The following is a 14,493-nucleotide window of genomic DNA, read 5'->3' as shown; positions in this document are numbered from 1 at the left end:
TACCTTCGATATTCGGAGGTCCCGCCGTCGCCGCCTCGAATCAGCTTATGAATCGACAGTGTTAGATTTCGGCCTTTGTCACAATGCGCCGGATTCACCTGTCCACAACAGGAGCCCCGCGCCGGGCGCAGATCGGATTCCCGCTCGGTTCAAGGGGTCGCAGGATTCACGCCAGCGCTGGAAGCCAGTTTCGCCTCGAGGTCCTTCACCCGGACCTGGAGCCGCTCGTTCTCCTCGCGGGCTGCCGTCACCATCTCGCGCAGAACCTCGACCTCCTCGCGGGTGGCGACGTCCATATCCTTGATCAGGCGCTCGAACTGGCTGCGGACCACGCTCTCGACCTCTTTCCGAACACCTTGTGCCGCTCCCGCGGCATCGGTGGCGAAGCGGGCGAGTTCATCGAAGATCCGGTTGGACGATTGAGTCATGGGTGCAAATCCGCAGCGTTCGACGGGCTTTTGAAGCCCTGGAACGTCACACATGGGCACATTCGCCGCAAACTGCAACAGGGTTGACGATCCGGTCCCGGCGGGTCCAATGGCGTCGCATTCGAACAAGGCCCGCTTATGCCGCTCTCCTTTCCCATCATCGATCCCGTGGCGATTTCCATCGGTCCCTTTGCGATCCGCTGGTATGCCCTCGCCTATGTGGCCGGCCTCCTGGGCGGCTGGTTCTATGCCAAGCGCCTCGCGGCAAAGGCCGATCTCTGGGGCGGGTTGAGACAGCCCAAGCCCATCGACGTGGACGATCTCATCGTGTGGGTGGCCCTCGGCGTCGTGCTCGGTGGGCGGGTCGGCTACGTGCTGTTCTACAATCTGGCCTCGTATCTCTCCCATCCCCTGGAGATTTTCGCCATCTGGCGCGGCGGCATGTCCTTCCATGGCGGCTTCCTCGGAGCGGTGCTCGCCATCGTGCTCTTTGCCCGCTCGCGCGGGCTCAACCCGCTGGCCATGCTCGACATGGCGGCGGTGGTCACACCCATCGGGCTGTTCTTCGGGCGCATCGCCAATTTCATCAATGGCGAGCTCTGGGGCCGCCCCGCCCCCGATTTTCCCTATGCGGTGGTGTTTCCTCATGCAGGTCCGGAGCCGCGCCATCCAAGCCAGCTTTATGAGGCCTTGGGCGAGGGCCTGATCCTGTTCATCGTCATGGCCTTTGCCGCACGCCGCTTCGGCTTCCGCCGTCCTGGCCTCCTCGGCGGCATCTTCGTGCTGGGCTATGCGGTGGCCCGCATCGTCTGCGAATTCTTCCGCGAACCGGACGCACAGCTGGGCTTCCTGTTCGGATCCTCGGTGCAGGCGCTCAGCGGCGGCATTACCATGGGGATGCTTCTGTCCGTCCCCATGGCGCTGGTCGGCGCCGGCTTCATCGTCATGGCGGCGCGCGGCTATACGCGGCCCTCGAAAACGGTTGAGGCCGCGTGAGCCCGCTGAAGGACAGCTTGCGCGAGTTGATCGCGCTCGAAGGGCCGATTACGGTCGAGCGCTATATGAGCCTGTGCCTGAGGCACTACTACGCGACCCGCGACCCGCTGGGTGTGGCCGGCGACTTCACCACGGCTCCCGAGATCAGCCAGATGTTCGGCGAGCTGATCGGCCTGTGGATGCTGGAGGTCTGGAACGGGATGGGGCGCCCCACCGATTGCCGTCTCGTCGAGCTGGGGCCAGGCCGCGGCACCCTCATGGCCGATCTGCTGCGGGCGACGCGGCTCCTGCCCGACTTCAAGGCGGCCGCCACCGTGCATCTCGTCGAGACGAGCCCGTCCCTGAAGCGGAAGCAGCAGGCCGCCCTCGCCCCCTCGGGCTTCTCGCTTCACTGGCACGATCGGATCGAGGATGTGCCTCCGGGCCCGATCCTTCTCGTCGCCAACGAGTTCTTCGATGCTTTGCCGGTGCGCCAGTTCGTCGGTACCGAGCGCGGCTGGTGCGAGCGCTTGGTCGGATTGGAGGGCGAACGCCTGATCTTCGGCCTGCGCCCAGAGCCGGAGCCCGCTCTCGGCAAGCCATTGAAGCCCGGTGACATCCTCGAATGGCCGGCCGCCGCCATCGACGTGATGAGCGAACTCGTCCGTCGACTGGCCCATGATATGGGAGCAGCCCTGATCCTGGATTACGGCTATTGCGGCCCGGCTTTCGGAGACACGCTGCAGGCGCTCAAAGCGCACAAACCGGTTGATCCCCTGGAGGAGCCGGGGGAAGCGGATCTCACGACCCATGTCGACTTCCATCGCCTCGCCCAGGCCGCCGCCGCGCAGGACGCCAGGCCTCACGGCATCGTCACCCAGGGGGATTTTCTCCAGGCGCTCGGAATCGAGGCCAGGGCCTCCGCCTTGAAGGCGCGCGCCACACCGGCACAGACCGCCGATATCGACCGGGCGCTGGCGCGCCTGACGGAGCGCGGCCCGACGGGGATGGGTGATCTGTTTAAGGTTTTAGCCGTTACACATGAAGGGATCGAAGCCGTTCCCGGATTGCCCGCCCTGTCTCCCTCTTCCTAAGATCGAGCCATGTTCATTCAAGCGCCTGCCCTCGCCTCCCATTCCGGCATCCGCCATGCCTTCTTCACCCGCCAGGGTGGCGTCTCGGACGGGATCTATGCCTCCCTCAACGGCGGCATCGGGTCGTCGGACGAGCCCGCGAAGGTGCAGGAGAACCGCCGCCGCATGGCGGCGGCGCTGGGTGCAAAGCACGATGCCCTGATCAGCGTCCATCAGGTCCATTCGCCCGATGCGGTCATCGTGGAGGGCCCCTGGCGGGGAGAGCGGCCCAAGGCGGACGCCATGGTGACGGCCACACCCGGTCTCGCACTCGGCATCACCACGGCGGATTGCGGGCCGGTGCTGTTTGCGGATGCGGAGGCGCGCGTGATCGGGGCTGCCCATGCAGGCTGGCGCGGCGCCGTGACCGGCGTGCTCGAATCCACCCTTACGGCCATGGAGCGGCTCGGCGCTCGGCGCGAAAAGATCGTTGCGGTGCTCGGCCCGACGATCAGCCAGAATGCCTATGAAGTCGGCCCGGACTTCATCAGGCGCTTCGCCGAAGAGGTGCCAGGGCACATGCGCTTCTTCCGGGAAGCCGAGAAGCCGGACCATGCCATGTTCGACCTCCCTGGCTTCATCGGCGCGCGGCTCGAGGCCGCCGGTGTCGGCGAATTCACCAATCTCGGACTCTGCACTTATTCCGACGCGGAACGGTTCTTCAGCTACCGCCGCACCACCCATCGCAAGGAGCCGGATTACGGCCGGCTGATCTCGGCGATTACGCTCACTCCCTGATGCCGGCCACGTCCGGGGTCTCCCAGGCAAGATGCTGGCCGCCGTCGACGGCGATCATCTGGCCGGTGACGCTGCGGGCTTTCGCAAGATAAAGCACCGCATCGGCGATCTCGTCCGGCGTGCCGCCGCGGCCCAGCAGCACCGCCTCGCTCTGCTTGGCGAAATCCCCATCGCCCTGGCGCACATTCGACAAAGTGGGACCAGGCCCGATGGCGTTGACGCGGATGCGTGGTGCCAGTGCCTGCGCCATCGTCTGCGTGGCGGAGAACAGTGCCGCCTTGGTGAGCGTGTAGGAAAAGAACTGAGGCGTCAGCTTCCACACGCGCTGGTCGACGATGTTGACGATGCAGCCTTGTCCATCGGCGGGAAGCTGATGCGCGAAGTCGCGGGCGAGGAAGGCCGGCGCGCGTAAGTTGACGGCGAAATGCCGGTCCCAACGGTCCTGCGAGAGCGTGCCGACCTCGTCGGGCTCGAACTCGGACGCATTGTTGACGAGCAGGGACAGCGGACCCAAGACCCGGACCGCCTCCGGTACAAGGCGCTCGACCGCACCGGCATCCGCCAGGTCGGCTCGGAGGACGGCGGCCTGCCCGCCCGCCTCTCTGATGCGGGCTGCCATTGTCTCCGCCTCGTCGGTCGAGCGGCGACAGTGGATCGCCACAGCATAGCCCTCCCCGGCGAGCCGTTCGACGATTCGCCGCCCGATGCGTTGCGCCCCGCCGGTCACGAGAGCGGCTTTGTTCATAATCAACCCCTTGAAATGTAAGCACATCACAGCAGTTCAGTGCGGTGGACAAGAAAATGACATTTTTTCGCTATGACGTCGAACCAACGGCCAAGCTGCGCGTTATGGACTCCAGCGATGACGCAAGGGGAAACTCGCACATTGCCGCCACAATCCTGCCATGGTGGTCTTCAGCTGCTGTGGTTGTCAGGTCACAGCCTTCGACCGGTTGTCGCTCTATAAACGGACAGTGCTTGGCTGGCCCAACGAAATTTGGGTTGAGCCCGCATGACATCGATTAGGAAAGAGAAACCATGAAGAAGATTCTTCTCGCCAGCGTCGCTCTCCTCGGCTTTGCCGGAGCTGCTTCCGCTGCGGACCTTCCGGTCCGCGCTGCTCCCCCGGCTCCGATCATTGCCGCTGTTCCGGTTTTCACCTGGACGGGCTTCTACGTCGGTGTGAACGCCGGCTACGGCTGGAACGCCAATGACAGCATCACGGTCGGCGGCGTGCGCTTCGACCTCGACGACGAAGGCGGCTTCGTCGGCGGCGCTCAGGCGGGCTACAACTACCAGATCGGCTCGTTCGTGGTCGGTCTCGAAGGCGACATCCAGTACGCCGACTTCGGTGGCGACGACCGCTTCGACTTCGATCGTGACGGCATCGCTGACGACGACTTCAACAACAGCGACTGGTTCGGCACCGTGCGCGCTCGCGCCGGTGTGGCCTTCGACCGCGCCCTGATCTACGCCACCGGTGGTTTCGCCTTCGCGGACGACGCCACGGGCTGGACCGTCGGTGGTGGTCTCGAGTACGCCTTCACCAACAACCTGTCGGCCAAGGTCGAAGGCCTGTACGTCAACCTCGACCAGGACGACAACTTCCTGGGCATCGACAGCGACGCCGAGTTCGGTGTGGTTCGCGCCGGCCTGAACTTCCGCTTCGGCACCTACTAAGATCCGTCTCCTCGGAGACAGACAAGGCCCGGGTCAACACCCGGGCCTTTTTCGTTTCATGGCGTCACTCTGGTCTTGGCATAGGCCGGGACGCGGGATTCGAAATCCGCCAGCCAGGCGACGAGCTTGGGATAGCTCTCGCGCCAGCGGCCCCCGAAGCGCAGATCGAGATAGCCCAGCGCACAGGCGAGAGCGATCTGGCCGATATGGAGAGGCTGGCCTGCTTCCGAGAGACGGGCCTCCGCGTGATCGAGGCCACGGCGCACCTTGTCCGCCTGGTGGCTGACCCATTTCGGCTCGTGCTTGTCCTCGGTGCGGAAGCGGCCTTCATAGACCTGCAGTAGCGCCGCATCCATGATGCCGTCGGCAAGCGCCTGATCGCGCAGGGCGGTAAATCGCTCCGGACCGTTCGGAATGATGCCCGCGCCTCCGGCGAGATGATCGAGATAATCCACGATCACGCGGGAATCGTAGAGCACGTCGCCGTTCTCCAGAAGGAGCGCGGGGATCTTGCCCAGCGGATTCTGCTGCCGGATGGAATCCTCAGGGTTCAAGGTATCCGCGTCGACGATCTGAATGCGATCGGACAGCCCGAGAATCGACGCCGAGAGTTTGACCTTCCGGCCGAAGGGCGATGCGGGTGAGGAACGGAGAACGAGCATTGGTGACCCCTATTGAGATAATGGCAGGAGTCATGAACGCTCGTGTCTCAAACGGCAATCCGCTTTAAGCAGGAGGCCCGAAGGCTTCACAGCGATAAGCGCCATAGCCGCTGCGCGACAGGCGCTCCGCCAAAGCCGGGAGCAGCTTTTCCGCCTCCTCCCTCAGGGACCAAGGCGGATTGATGACGAAGAGGCCGCTGCCGTTCAGGCGCGACGGATCGCGCGGGTCATCCACATAGAGCTCGAGACGCAAGCCGGGGCGTGCGCTCTCCTCATGCAGTCGTGCCGCCACCGCATCGACGGGGCCCGCATCCTTGATGGGATACCAGCCGGCATAGACTCCGGTCGGCCATTTCTTCAAAGCGATGATCAACTCCGTCCCGAGCCGGTCCAGTTCGTTCGGCTTCTCGTAAGGCGGATCGATGAGCACGAGACCGCGCTTCTCCTTCGGTGGGACGAGGGCGTGAAGCGCCGTCCATCCGTCGAGATGCATCACCTTGAGATTCGTGACTTCATTGAAGGCATCGCTCAGCACCTCGTGATCGGCCGGGTGCAGTTCCACGAACACGCCCCGGTCCTGCCGCCGCAGAAGCTCGCGCACGATGGCGGGCGAACCGGGATAGGCCGCCTCGCCATGCCGCGCACGCACGTCGGCAACCACGCTCCGGTAGGGCGCGAGGATTTCTTCGACCTCAGGCGAAAAGGCGTCGCCCAGGCGCCCGATCCCGTCGACCCATTCTCCCGTTCGTCCGGCCTCGTCTCCGGCGAGGTCGTAGAGCCCGATCCCCGCATGGGTGTCGATGACGCGTAGCGGAGTCTCCTTGCGCTGCAGATAAACCAGGATGCGCACCAGGAGAGCGTGTTTCATGACGTCGGCGAAATTGCCGGCGTGAAAGGCATGGCGATAGTTCATTGTCGTCCTAAGGCATCGGACCCAAAAGGGACCTCACTTTCGGGATCGATCCGATGCTCATCTCCTTTTTGGGCGCTCGTTCGATGTCCTATCTCACCGCCGGGACCGTAATCTCGCCCGTGCGGCAACCGTCGCCGTCGACCTCCGGACACTGGCGAAAGCCGCGCAGATCCTTGGCAAGGCAGATGCGAACCTCCTGAAAGATACGCCGTCCGCAGGAAACGGAAATCATATCGGAACGCAAGCCCGGATTGGCATTCATGAAGGCGCGTTCGATCTCGCTCGGCAGCACCTTGGACCGGCTGTCCAAGGCTTTGAACCCGTCCGGAACGCGCACGAGTTCGCGAGCTTGCCGGACCGCACGGAAATAACCGCTCGGCGACTCGCCCGTGCAGGTCCCGTGCTTGCGCCATTGATAGCGCGCCAGGTTATCGTCCGGGAACAGGCCGTTGGCGTCGGCCAGCGCCGCCTGCGGGACGAAGCGGCCATTGGGCTCGCAGAAACTGGGATAGCCCTGCTCCCGCTGGGGCCACAGGCCGTGGGTCACGAAGCCGAGACCACTGCCGCTGTCGCATTGCCGGTTCCGGCTGCCGCTGTTCTCGCAGAAGCCGGGCGACCAGGAGAGAGCCAGGACATAGAAGTCGAATTGCCCCATCGGGGCGCCCCTCGCCTCCCGAGCGCCTTGGGCCGCGGAAGGCTGGATCGAGAGAAGGCAGGCACCCGCGAAGGCAAGGCACCAGCGCAGGATCAAGGGGCCGCCTGCTTGCAATGCGGCGCGAAGGCATAGTTGCGGTCGAGGCCGTCGACGCAGGCCTCCGTGTTCCAGCCGATCCCGATGAAGCCGAGATCCTCACGGATCGAGAAGTTGATCCGGCGCTTGAAGCCGTCGGACACGATCACCGTGCCGGTGCAGAAGCGGCGGGGGATGTAGTCGAGCCCCCAGGGGCGCCACGCGACTTCCTGAACGCGCTCGAAGCCGATCAGCTTGAGGTCGGAATTCCAGAACCGGCCTTCCTTATGCGAGAATCGCGAGCTGATGTCCCGGAGCACGGAGGGATCGGCGCAGGCCGGCAGGGAGGCGTCGAAAGGCTCGTCCCGCCGTTCCGCGGGCGTGACCTCGCGCGCAAGCGCAGGGGCGCTCAACAGCGTGCAGAAGATGAAAGCCGCCAGCCACTTCATTCGAATGCTCCACCAAGTCTTCAGACCGTGTAACAGCGACCATGTGGGCGGCGCCCGCGAAGGTCAAGATCCGCTTACGCTTTAATAGATGGCGTGGCTGTTGAGCATCATCGGCTGGCCTGCGGAACGCCCCTGCGGCCTGGGCGGAGCATAGGTCTGTTCGAGCGGGCGGCCCGCCGGCGGAAGCGGAGCTTGCGGATAGGCCTGGGGTGGCGAAAGCCTTGAGGATCCCGCATTCGGCCCCGGCAGATCGGCGGCATAGCTCCCGCCGGAGGAGTAGCGCGGCGCCGGAGCGACCGGAGCGGACATGACCGGAGACGGCGGCGGAGGCGCGGGCGGAATATGGGCCTGCCCATCCGCAACGTCCTGCTCCAGATCGACCGGGGCCAGGTCGCCGGAGGCCGCCGCGCTCTGGAGAGCCTCGCGGCTGCGCTCGGGATCGATTCGCGGGGCGAATTTCAGGATGGGCTTGCAGATGCGCCGCTCGCCGCGGGGATCGTGCCGTGCCAGGTCGATGTGGAAGTGATCGTAATGGAAGGCGTCGGAGCCTGGGCCGAGCACCGTGGTGAAGTAGCGGCAGGCGCCGACGAACGCCTCACGCAGGAATTCCTGTTCGGTGGCGTCCCCTCCCCGCCAACCCTTGACCACGGAGATCTCCCGGCCATCGGTCAGGACGAAGCCCATCACGTCGAGCGCGTTGCCGAATGCGTGCTCGGAGACCTTTGCGCCCATCTGGTTGTTGCGGGGACGGCAGGAATAGGAGCCCGCCTTGATGTCGGCCAGAGGCACGCCGAAATACATTTCGGCCGCCGGCCTGACGATCTCGTCGAGCCAAGTATCGATCCGGGGAATAATCGGGCAGGCCAGCGTGACCTTCGATTTCAGCCCCACCGCGCCGTTGTTGAAGGCCGAGACCTTGAACGGATAATCCATGCCGCAGACGCCCGGCCCGTCGATCTTGGAGCTGAGAGCCATATAGGCGGAGGGCTGCACGAGGCGCTGTGACAGGCAAGCCTCCTCGGCCTGGGCACGCCAAGGCTCACGCTGCTCGAACCGAAACAGCCCGCAACCGGTAAGCCCAAGCCCGATGAGCGATAGGGCGAAAAACGCAACTAACCCATGACGCATGGGCGAAAGACTGGCTCATGGACGTAAACATCCCGTCAACGGCCAACAATGTCTTCCGTAGCCGCCTCGATTCGGGCCTTCGAGGCGCGTTTTTACACACGGGTCCCCCGTAAAGCCGGGTGCGACAGAATCGAGCAGGAACTTTTTTCGCAAAAAACTTCGGGAAAATTTCAACCATCGATACAAGGGTTTAACTTTTTGTTAACGATTACATTGCCTGGGGTCTTGCCGTTCATGCCCTGTCGGAGCGCTTCTCAGGATCCCGCAGGTTTGATAGGGTACCTCTGCATTCAGATAGGGGATTAACCCCTTTAGAAAGAGGGGCTTCGATGAACCTGACTTCGAATCTGGACTGGACGTCCAAGCTCAACATCGCCGCCGTCTGCGTTTCCTTTTCCTTCATCTGCGCTGTTTTTACCGGTCTTTTCTAAGACAGCATTGACGGTTCTTGGAGAGCCGAGCATCGATCGCCTAGTGTTGTGACTCTAACGCTTGTTTCGCACGGGCGACCTTCTCCAGGATAGCTGAGGCCGAGGCGGTCCAGACAAAGGGTCGAGGGTCGGCATTGTGGTGCTCCAGGTAGTCTATGATCGCGCTTTCCAGATCGGGCACGCTCGTGAAGGCGCCCCGCCGGATGCGCTCCTGGGTGATCAGGGCAAAAAAGCGCTCGACCAGGTTGAGCCACGAAGCCGAAGCCGGGGTGAAGTGAAGATGAAAGCGCGGATGCTTTGCCAGCCAAGCCTTCACCTTGGGGTGCTTGTGGGTGGCATAGTTGTCCACGATCAGGTGCAGGTCGAGGTGTCTTGGCGTGGCCCGGTTGATCTCGCGCAGGAAGCGCAGGAACTCCTGATGGCGATGCCGCTTCATGCAGGTGCCCAGCACCGTGCCGGTCGCCACATCGAGAGCGGCAAACAGGGTCGTGGTGCCATGTCGTTTATAGTCGTGGGTCATGGTGCCGGCACGGCCCTTCTTGAGCGGCAGGCCCGGCTGGGTGCGGTCGAGCGCCTGGATCTGAGACTTTTCATCAACCGCGAGTACCAGGGCTTTGTCCGGCGGATCGAGATACAGGCCGACCACATCCTGGACCTTCTCGACAAAGGGCTTGTCGGTGGACAGCTTGAAGGTCTTGACCAAGTGCGGCTTGAGGCCGTGGGCGTGCCAGATCCGCTGCACGCTGGTGTGGGACAGGCCTGTGACAGCGGCCATCGAGCGCACGCTCCACTGCGTCGCTCGCGGCGGCTTCTCATGCAGGGTCATGTCGACAACCCGCTGGATCACCGCTGCCGTCAGGGGCTTGCGCCCTGGCGGGCGGGTGGCGTCCTTGAGAAGCCCGTCGACGCCCGCCTGCGCATAGCGGCGGCGCCAGCGCCGTACCGTCAGAGTGCTCGTGCCGACGCGAGTTGCCACCTCGGTGGCGCGCAAGCCCTCGTCCGTCAGCAGAACGATCCGAGCCCGCCAGACAACCTTCTGGGGCGTGTTTCGGTCGCGGACCAGGGTCTCCAGGCGATCCCGATCGGCGGCGGGAACCTCAATGCGTTCGATCTTTCCCATCAGAGCAGCATCGCACGTCAGACCAGATTTCGGGATCACCCGTCAGAGACACAACACTAGTTTCAACGCTGCCGCTCCGGCAGCGTTTTTATGTCTCCGGACAGGACACTTCCGTGATGCTCCAGGACATCACGTTGATCTCCATCTGGCACAGCGCGAGCTTGGGCCCCTCGGCGGTCCTGAGACAGACCTTCTCTCCGGGCGCGAACATCTTGCCCTGAGCGCGGCAATAGCAATCGAGCGGATTGTGAGCGGGCGCCTGAGCCGTCTGCGACGTCGGCACCTCATGGGCCGGGACCGAACGGGTCAAGACCGGGGCTGCCGCGATCAAGCTGAGAAAGACAACGACGCTGCGCATGAGACGTCTCCGTATGTCATTTCACGGACGATGCTCATCCCGTCGTGAGGCCGCGTCAAGCGTCGATTAACGCCACTTCTCCGCTGCCCGGTCGTCGGCTTCCTTGGCCTCGACCCAGGCGCCGGTCGTGCCATCCTTGAGATGCTCGCGCTTCCAGAAAGGCGCGTGGGTTTTCAGGTAATCCATCAGGAATGAAGCCGCCTCGAAGGCTGCTTGGCGGTGGGTGCTGGCCGTGAGGACGAGAACGATCCCCTCACCCGGCACGATCCTGCCAAACCGATGGATGATTGTGAGGCCGAGAAGGGGCCAGCGGGTCTGAGCCTGCGCGGCGATGCGGCCGATCTCAGCCTCCGCCATGCCTGGGTAATGCTCGAGTTCGAGGGCCGCCAATCGTCCGCCCTCGTCCCGGCACAGGCCTGTGAAGGCGACAACGGCACCGATATCCGCCCTCCCCTCGGTCAGAGCCGCCGTCGCGGCGGCGGCATCGAAGGGCTCGGCCTGGATGCGGATGGTTGCTGCCATGGATTTTTTGCGCCTCGACTGGAGCTAGCCTCCCGTCATCGGCGGGAAGAAGGCGATCTCCTGTGCCCCGGCGATCCGGGCCTCGGGCTTGACGTGGACATGATCGAGGGCGGCACGGACGACGCCTTCGTTCTCGAAGGCATATTCATATTCCTCGCCTCGGCCCTTCAGCCAGCGCACCAGATCAGCAACCGTATCGATGCCTTCCGGCAAGACCACCTGCTCGTCCGTCCTGCCGACCCGCTCACGCACCCAGGCGAAATAGACGAGCTTCATCGCCTCTAGCCTCCGTCCACGAGGTGATGGATGCCGTTCTTGAAGTAATCCCAGCCGGTGTAGATCGTCAGGATGGCGGCAATCCACAGAAGGATTGTGCCGATGAGGGTGTTGTTGGGCAGCACCGTCTCTCCGGCCGGGCCCGCGATCAGAAAGCCCAGGGCGACGAGCTGGAGCGTCGTCTTCCACTTGGCGACCCGGCTGACGGGCACGCTGACCTTCAGCTCGGCGAGGAACTCACGCAGCCCCGAGACCAGGATCTCGCGGCAGAGGATGACGATGGCGGCCCAGAGCGCCCAGCCCTTGATGGTGCCGTCGGCGACCAGCATGAGCAAGCTTGCCGCCACCAGAAGCTTGTCGGCGATGGGATCGAGCATGCGCCCGAGCGCCGATTGCTGGGCGAAGGTCCGCGCCACATAGCCGTCGAGGTAATCGGTGATCGCCGCTACGGCGAACACGATGAGGGCCAGCCAGCGGGACCAATGGTCGTCCGGCCAGAACAGGAGGCCGACCACGGCCGGCACCGCAGCGAGCCGACCATAGGTCAGCATATTCGCCAGGTTGAAAGCCTTCGAGCGGCCCAGGGAGGAAACGGTCTTCATAACACCTGCAGGAAGCATGAGGACGGTCCGTCCGTCAATCGGACAGACCCCGGTTGCGCACCGACGCCAACCAGCGAACACGCCAATGTGAGACCAGGCTGCCCTTTCGATCTGCGGACACCCATGCTCAGCCCCTTTCGTGGAAGAAATCGTAGACCGCGCGGGCCGTGGCGGCATTGACCCCGGGCGCCTTCATCAGGTCCTCCAGGGCCGCGCGCTGGATCGCCTTGACGGTTCCGAAATGGTGCAGGAGCGCCCGCTTGCGGGTCGGCCCGATGCCGGGGATCTCGTCGAGCGGGTTCTTCACCAGCTCCCTTTTCCGTTTGGCGCGGTGCGCCCCGATGGCGAAGCGGTGAGCCTCGTCGCGAAGGCGCTGCACGAAATAGAGCGCGGGATCCCGCGGCGGCATCTTGAAGGCTGGCTGGCCCGGCTTGAAGAAGGTCTCGCGCCCGGCATCGCGGTCGCGTCCCTTGGCGATGCCGACCAGGGCCACGTCGTCTTCGCTCACACCTACGTCCGCCAGGGCCTGACGGGCAGCCTCCAGCTGGCCCTTGCCGCCGTCGATCAGGACGAGGTCCGGCCAGGCGGGAAAGGCGTCGTCTCCCGTCTGCCCATCCGTCTCCGAGCCTCTCGGCTCCTCCTTCACCAGGCGGGCGAAACGGCGCTGCAGCATCTCGCGCATCATGCCGTAATCGTCGCCGGGCTTAAGGTCCTCGGACTTCATGTTGAACGTGCGGTAATGCTGCTTCATGAAGCCGTTGACACCCGCCACCACCATGGCGCCCACCGCATTGGTGCCCATGATGTGTGAGTTGTCATAGACCTCCACACGCTTTGGCACCTTCGGCAATCCGAAGGCCTGGCCTAAGGACACGAGGAGCTTCTGCTGCGAGGATGTGTCGGCGAGGCGTCGGCCGAGCGCCTCGCGGGCATTGCGCAGCGCGTATTCGATGAGCTGGCGCCGCTCGCCGCGCTGGGGCGAATGGATCTCGACCCTGGTCTCGGTCCGGGTGGAGAGCGCCGCCGCCATGAGCTCGGCATCCTCGATCTCATGCGAGAGCAGGATCAGGCGGGGAGCCGGCTTGTCGTCATAGAACTGCGCCATGAACGAGCCCAGGACCTCCTCCCGGCTCATGGATTTGTCGGCCTTTGGGAAATAGGCGCGGTTGCCCCAGTTCTGCCAGTTGCGGAAAAAGAATACCTCGACGCAGAACTGGCCGGCCTGTTCGTCGAGCGCGAAGACGTCCGCCTCCTCCACCGACTGGGTGTTGATGCCCTGCACGCCCTGGATGGCCGACAGCGCCGCCAGGCGGTCGCGACAGCGCGCAGCGCGCTCGAACTCGAGCTCCTCCGCCGCCTGCTGCATCTCGTCCGTGATGCGCTGCTTCACCGCATTCGACTTGCCCGACAGGAAAGCACGCGCCTCGTCCACAAGTCCGGCATATTCCTCATGCGGGATCTCGTTGGTGCAGGGTCCCGAGCAGCGCTTGATCTGGAACAGCAGGCAGGGCCGCGTGCGATTTTCAAAGTAGCTGTCGTTGCAGGACCGCAGCAGGAACGCACGCTGCAAGGCGTTGATGGTGCGGTTCACCGCCCAGACGCTGGCGAAGGGGCCGTAATAATCTCCTTTGCGCTTCCTGGCGCCGCGATGCTTCACGAGCTGCGGCGCCTCGTGATCGGCGGTGAGCAGGATGTAGGGCAGCGACTTGTCGTCCCGCAGAAGCACGTTGTAGCGGGGCTTGAGCTGCTTGATGAGATTGGCCTCGAGCAGCAGCGCCTCGGTCTCCGTCGCCGTGGTGACGAACTCCATCGAGGTGGTTTGGCCGATCATCCGGGCGATGCGGTTCGAATGCGCCTGCCCCCGTGCATAGGAGCCGACGCGGTTCTTCAGGCTCTTCGCCTTGCCGACATAAAGCACGTCGCCCTTCGCATCGAGCATGCGATAGACGCCGGGCGCATTGGGAAGGGTCGTCCAGAAATGCCGGATGACCTCGGTGCCGCGCTGGACCGAGTCCGGATTGACCTCCAGATCGAACTCGACATCGGACCCGCTTTCGACGGCGACGGTCTCATCGTCTTCCTCGTTGTCCAGAATGTCCGGCGGGACGTCGTTGGTGGTGTTGCGACTCATGGGAGTGATTTAAGGGCTCGGGAGTCGAGAGGAAAGTGCCGCCGACGAACTGGCGCAGCCCCACCGTTCGGTCTAAACGGCTAAGCTCCTAGAGCGCGTTGACATTCATTTGGTCCAGATGAACGCGCTGACGAGGCAAAGGATTGACATAAACGCCCGTGGGGTCTGTTCGTAGCGCGTGGCGATGCGTCTGAAGTGCTTGATTTTCAGGAAGAAG

At 64.0% G+C, this 14,493-nt stretch carries 17 protein-coding genes; 4 read left to right on the top strand and 13 right to left on the bottom strand.

Translation table 11 applies throughout. From position 1 onward, the window contains the following. Positions 1–149: 149 nt before the first annotated feature. A complete protein-coding gene (locus FS320_RS07585) occupies positions 150–428 on the bottom strand; it encodes an accessory factor UbiK family protein (RefSeq protein WP_152710494.1) in 279 nt (92 codons plus the stop codon). A 138-nt stretch (positions 429–566) separates the two neighbouring features. On the opposite strand from FS320_RS07585, the gene lgt reads away from it, so the two are divergent. Genes lgt through pgeF form a run of 3 tightly spaced genes read left to right on the top strand, consistent with a single transcriptional unit; the run spans position 567 to position 3,274 of the window. After that, on the top strand, positions 567–1,424 hold the full coding sequence (gene lgt / locus FS320_RS07580) for a prolipoprotein diacylglyceryl transferase (protein ID WP_152710492.1): 858 nt from the start codon (positions 567–569) through the stop codon (positions 1,422–1,424). Further along, the gene (locus FS320_RS07575) at positions 1,421–2,497 is read left to right on the top strand and encodes an SAM-dependent methyltransferase (protein WP_162002914.1); all 1,077 of its coding nucleotides are present in this window, start codon (positions 1,421–1,423) and stop codon (positions 2,495–2,497) included. Before lgt ends, FS320_RS07575 begins: the two co-directional genes overlap by 4 nt. 9 nt (positions 2,498–2,506) lie before the next feature. After that, the gene (pgeF, locus tag FS320_RS07570) at positions 2,507–3,274 is read left to right on the top strand and encodes a peptidoglycan editing factor PgeF (protein WP_152710490.1); all 768 of its coding nucleotides are present in this window, start codon (positions 2,507–2,509) and stop codon (positions 3,272–3,274) included. Here pgeF and FS320_RS07565 read toward each other — a convergent pair. Next, positions 3,264–4,019, bottom strand: coding sequence for an SDR family oxidoreductase (locus tag FS320_RS07565; protein WP_152710488.1), 756 nt, complete (start codon positions 4,017–4,019; stop codon positions 3,264–3,266). The two genes, pgeF and FS320_RS07565, sit on opposite strands and share 11 nt — an antisense overlap. Positions 4,020–4,312: 293 nt before the next feature. Here FS320_RS07565 and FS320_RS07560 point away from each other — a divergent pair, with 293 nt between their 5' ends. Continuing rightward, positions 4,313–4,954, top strand: a complete 642-nt coding sequence (locus tag FS320_RS07560; RefSeq protein ID WP_152710486.1) for an outer membrane protein — start codon at positions 4,313–4,315, stop codon at positions 4,952–4,954. 56 nt (positions 4,955–5,010) lie between these two features. On the opposite strand, the gene FS320_RS07555 is transcribed toward FS320_RS07560, so the two are convergent. From FS320_RS07555 to uvrC, 11 genes are all read right to left on the bottom strand, one after another. Then, entirely contained in the window at positions 5,011–5,616 is a 606-nt protein-coding gene (locus tag FS320_RS07555) for a glutathione S-transferase (protein WP_152710483.1), read from the bottom strand. A gap of 64 nt (positions 5,617–5,680) precedes the next feature. Continuing rightward, positions 5,681–6,529 (bottom strand): 23S rRNA (adenine(2030)-N(6))-methyltransferase RlmJ, encoded by an 849-nt coding sequence (locus FS320_RS07550; protein WP_152710481.1) that lies wholly within the window; start codon positions 6,527–6,529, stop codon positions 5,681–5,683. 88 nt (positions 6,530–6,617) lie between these two features. Beyond that, a complete protein-coding gene (locus tag FS320_RS07545) occupies positions 6,618–7,280 on the bottom strand; it encodes a ribonuclease T2 family protein (protein WP_152710479.1) in 663 nt (220 codons plus the stop codon). Next, positions 7,277–7,708: a hypothetical protein gene (locus FS320_RS07540; protein ID WP_152710477.1), complete on the bottom strand. Its 432-nt coding sequence runs from the start codon at positions 7,706–7,708 to the stop codon at positions 7,277–7,279. Before FS320_RS07540 ends, FS320_RS07545 begins: the two co-directional genes overlap by 4 nt. Before the next feature lie 81 nt (positions 7,709–7,789). Further along, a complete protein-coding gene (locus FS320_RS07535; RefSeq protein WP_152710475.1) occupies positions 7,790–8,836 on the bottom strand; it encodes an extensin-like domain-containing protein in 1,047 nt (348 codons plus the stop codon). Between the two features lie 471 nt (positions 8,837–9,307). Next, positions 9,308–10,387, bottom strand: coding sequence for an IS630 family transposase (locus FS320_RS07530; protein ID WP_152710473.1), 1,080 nt, complete (start codon positions 10,385–10,387; stop codon positions 9,308–9,310). 88 nt (positions 10,388–10,475) lie between these two features. Next, entirely contained in the window at positions 10,476–10,745 is a 270-nt protein-coding gene (locus FS320_RS07525) for a hypothetical protein (protein ID WP_152710471.1), read from the bottom strand. Between the two features lie 66 nt (positions 10,746–10,811). Continuing rightward, complete coding sequence (locus FS320_RS07520) at positions 10,812–11,267, bottom strand: molybdenum cofactor biosynthesis protein MoaE (RefSeq protein WP_152710470.1); 456 nt, start codon at positions 11,265–11,267, stop codon at positions 10,812–10,814. A gap of 24 nt (positions 11,268–11,291) precedes the next feature. Further along, positions 11,292–11,543, bottom strand: a complete 252-nt coding sequence (gene moaD / locus FS320_RS07515) for a molybdopterin converting factor subunit 1 (protein WP_152710469.1) — start codon at positions 11,541–11,543, stop codon at positions 11,292–11,294. Positions 11,544–11,548: 5 nt separating this feature from the next. Then, positions 11,549–12,145, bottom strand: coding sequence for a CDP-diacylglycerol--glycerol-3-phosphate 3-phosphatidyltransferase (gene pgsA, locus FS320_RS07510; RefSeq protein WP_152710468.1), 597 nt, complete (start codon positions 12,143–12,145; stop codon positions 11,549–11,551). A gap of 127 nt (positions 12,146–12,272) precedes the next feature. After that, the gene (gene uvrC / locus FS320_RS07505; protein ID WP_152710467.1) at positions 12,273–14,276 is read right to left on the bottom strand and encodes an excinuclease ABC subunit UvrC; all 2,004 of its coding nucleotides are present in this window, start codon (positions 14,274–14,276) and stop codon (positions 12,273–12,275) included. Positions 14,277–14,493 lie beyond the last annotated feature (217 nt).

The sequence above is a fragment of the Microvirga tunisiensis genome (assembly GCF_009296175.1).
Lineage (GTDB): Bacteria > Pseudomonadota > Alphaproteobacteria > Rhizobiales > Beijerinckiaceae > Microvirga > Microvirga tunisiensis.
The sequence above is the reverse complement of the archived record's forward strand: the minus strand, read 5'-3'. Positions and strand labels throughout refer to the sequence as shown.

Coding starts and splice junctions, on each gene's coding strand:
- FS320_RS07520 (WP_152710470.1), bottom strand. CDS start 11,267: ATGGCAGCAACCATCCGCATCCAGGCCGAGCCCTTCGATGCCGCCGCC.
- lgt (WP_152710492.1), top strand. CDS start 567: ATGCCGCTCTCCTTTCCCATCATCGATCCCGTGGCGATTTCCATCGGT.
- FS320_RS07525 (WP_152710471.1), bottom strand. CDS start 10,745: ATGCGCAGCGTCGTTGTCTTTCTCAGCTTGATCGCGGCAGCCCCGGTC.
- pgsA (WP_152710468.1), bottom strand. CDS start 12,145: ATGAAGACCGTTTCCTCCCTGGGCCGCTCGAAGGCTTTCAACCTGGCG.
- FS320_RS07565 (WP_152710488.1), bottom strand. CDS start 4,019: ATGAACAAAGCCGCTCTCGTGACCGGCGGGGCGCAACGCATCGGGCGG.
- FS320_RS07535 (WP_152710475.1), bottom strand. CDS start 8,836: ATGCGTCATGGGTTAGTTGCGTTTTTCGCCCTATCGCTCATCGGGCTT.
- FS320_RS07530 (WP_152710473.1), bottom strand. CDS start 10,387: ATGGGAAAGATCGAACGCATTGAGGTTCCCGCCGCCGATCGGGATCGC.
- pgeF (WP_152710490.1), top strand. CDS start 2,507: ATGTTCATTCAAGCGCCTGCCCTCGCCTCCCATTCCGGCATCCGCCAT.
- FS320_RS07585 (WP_152710494.1), bottom strand. CDS start 428: ATGACTCAATCGTCCAACCGGATCTTCGATGAACTCGCCCGCTTCGCC.
- FS320_RS07540 (WP_152710477.1), bottom strand. CDS start 7,708: ATGAAGTGGCTGGCGGCTTTCATCTTCTGCACGCTGTTGAGCGCCCCT.
- FS320_RS07550 (WP_152710481.1), bottom strand. CDS start 6,529: ATGAACTATCGCCATGCCTTTCACGCCGGCAATTTCGCCGACGTCATG.
- FS320_RS07560 (WP_152710486.1), top strand. CDS start 4,313: ATGAAGAAGATTCTTCTCGCCAGCGTCGCTCTCCTCGGCTTTGCCGGA.
- FS320_RS07555 (WP_152710483.1), bottom strand. CDS start 5,616: ATGCTCGTTCTCCGTTCCTCACCCGCATCGCCCTTCGGCCGGAAGGTC.
- uvrC (WP_152710467.1), bottom strand. CDS start 14,276: ATGAGTCGCAACACCACCAACGACGTCCCGCCGGACATTCTGGACAAC.
- moaD (WP_152710469.1), bottom strand. CDS start 11,543: ATGAAGCTCGTCTATTTCGCCTGGGTGCGTGAGCGGGTCGGCAGGACG.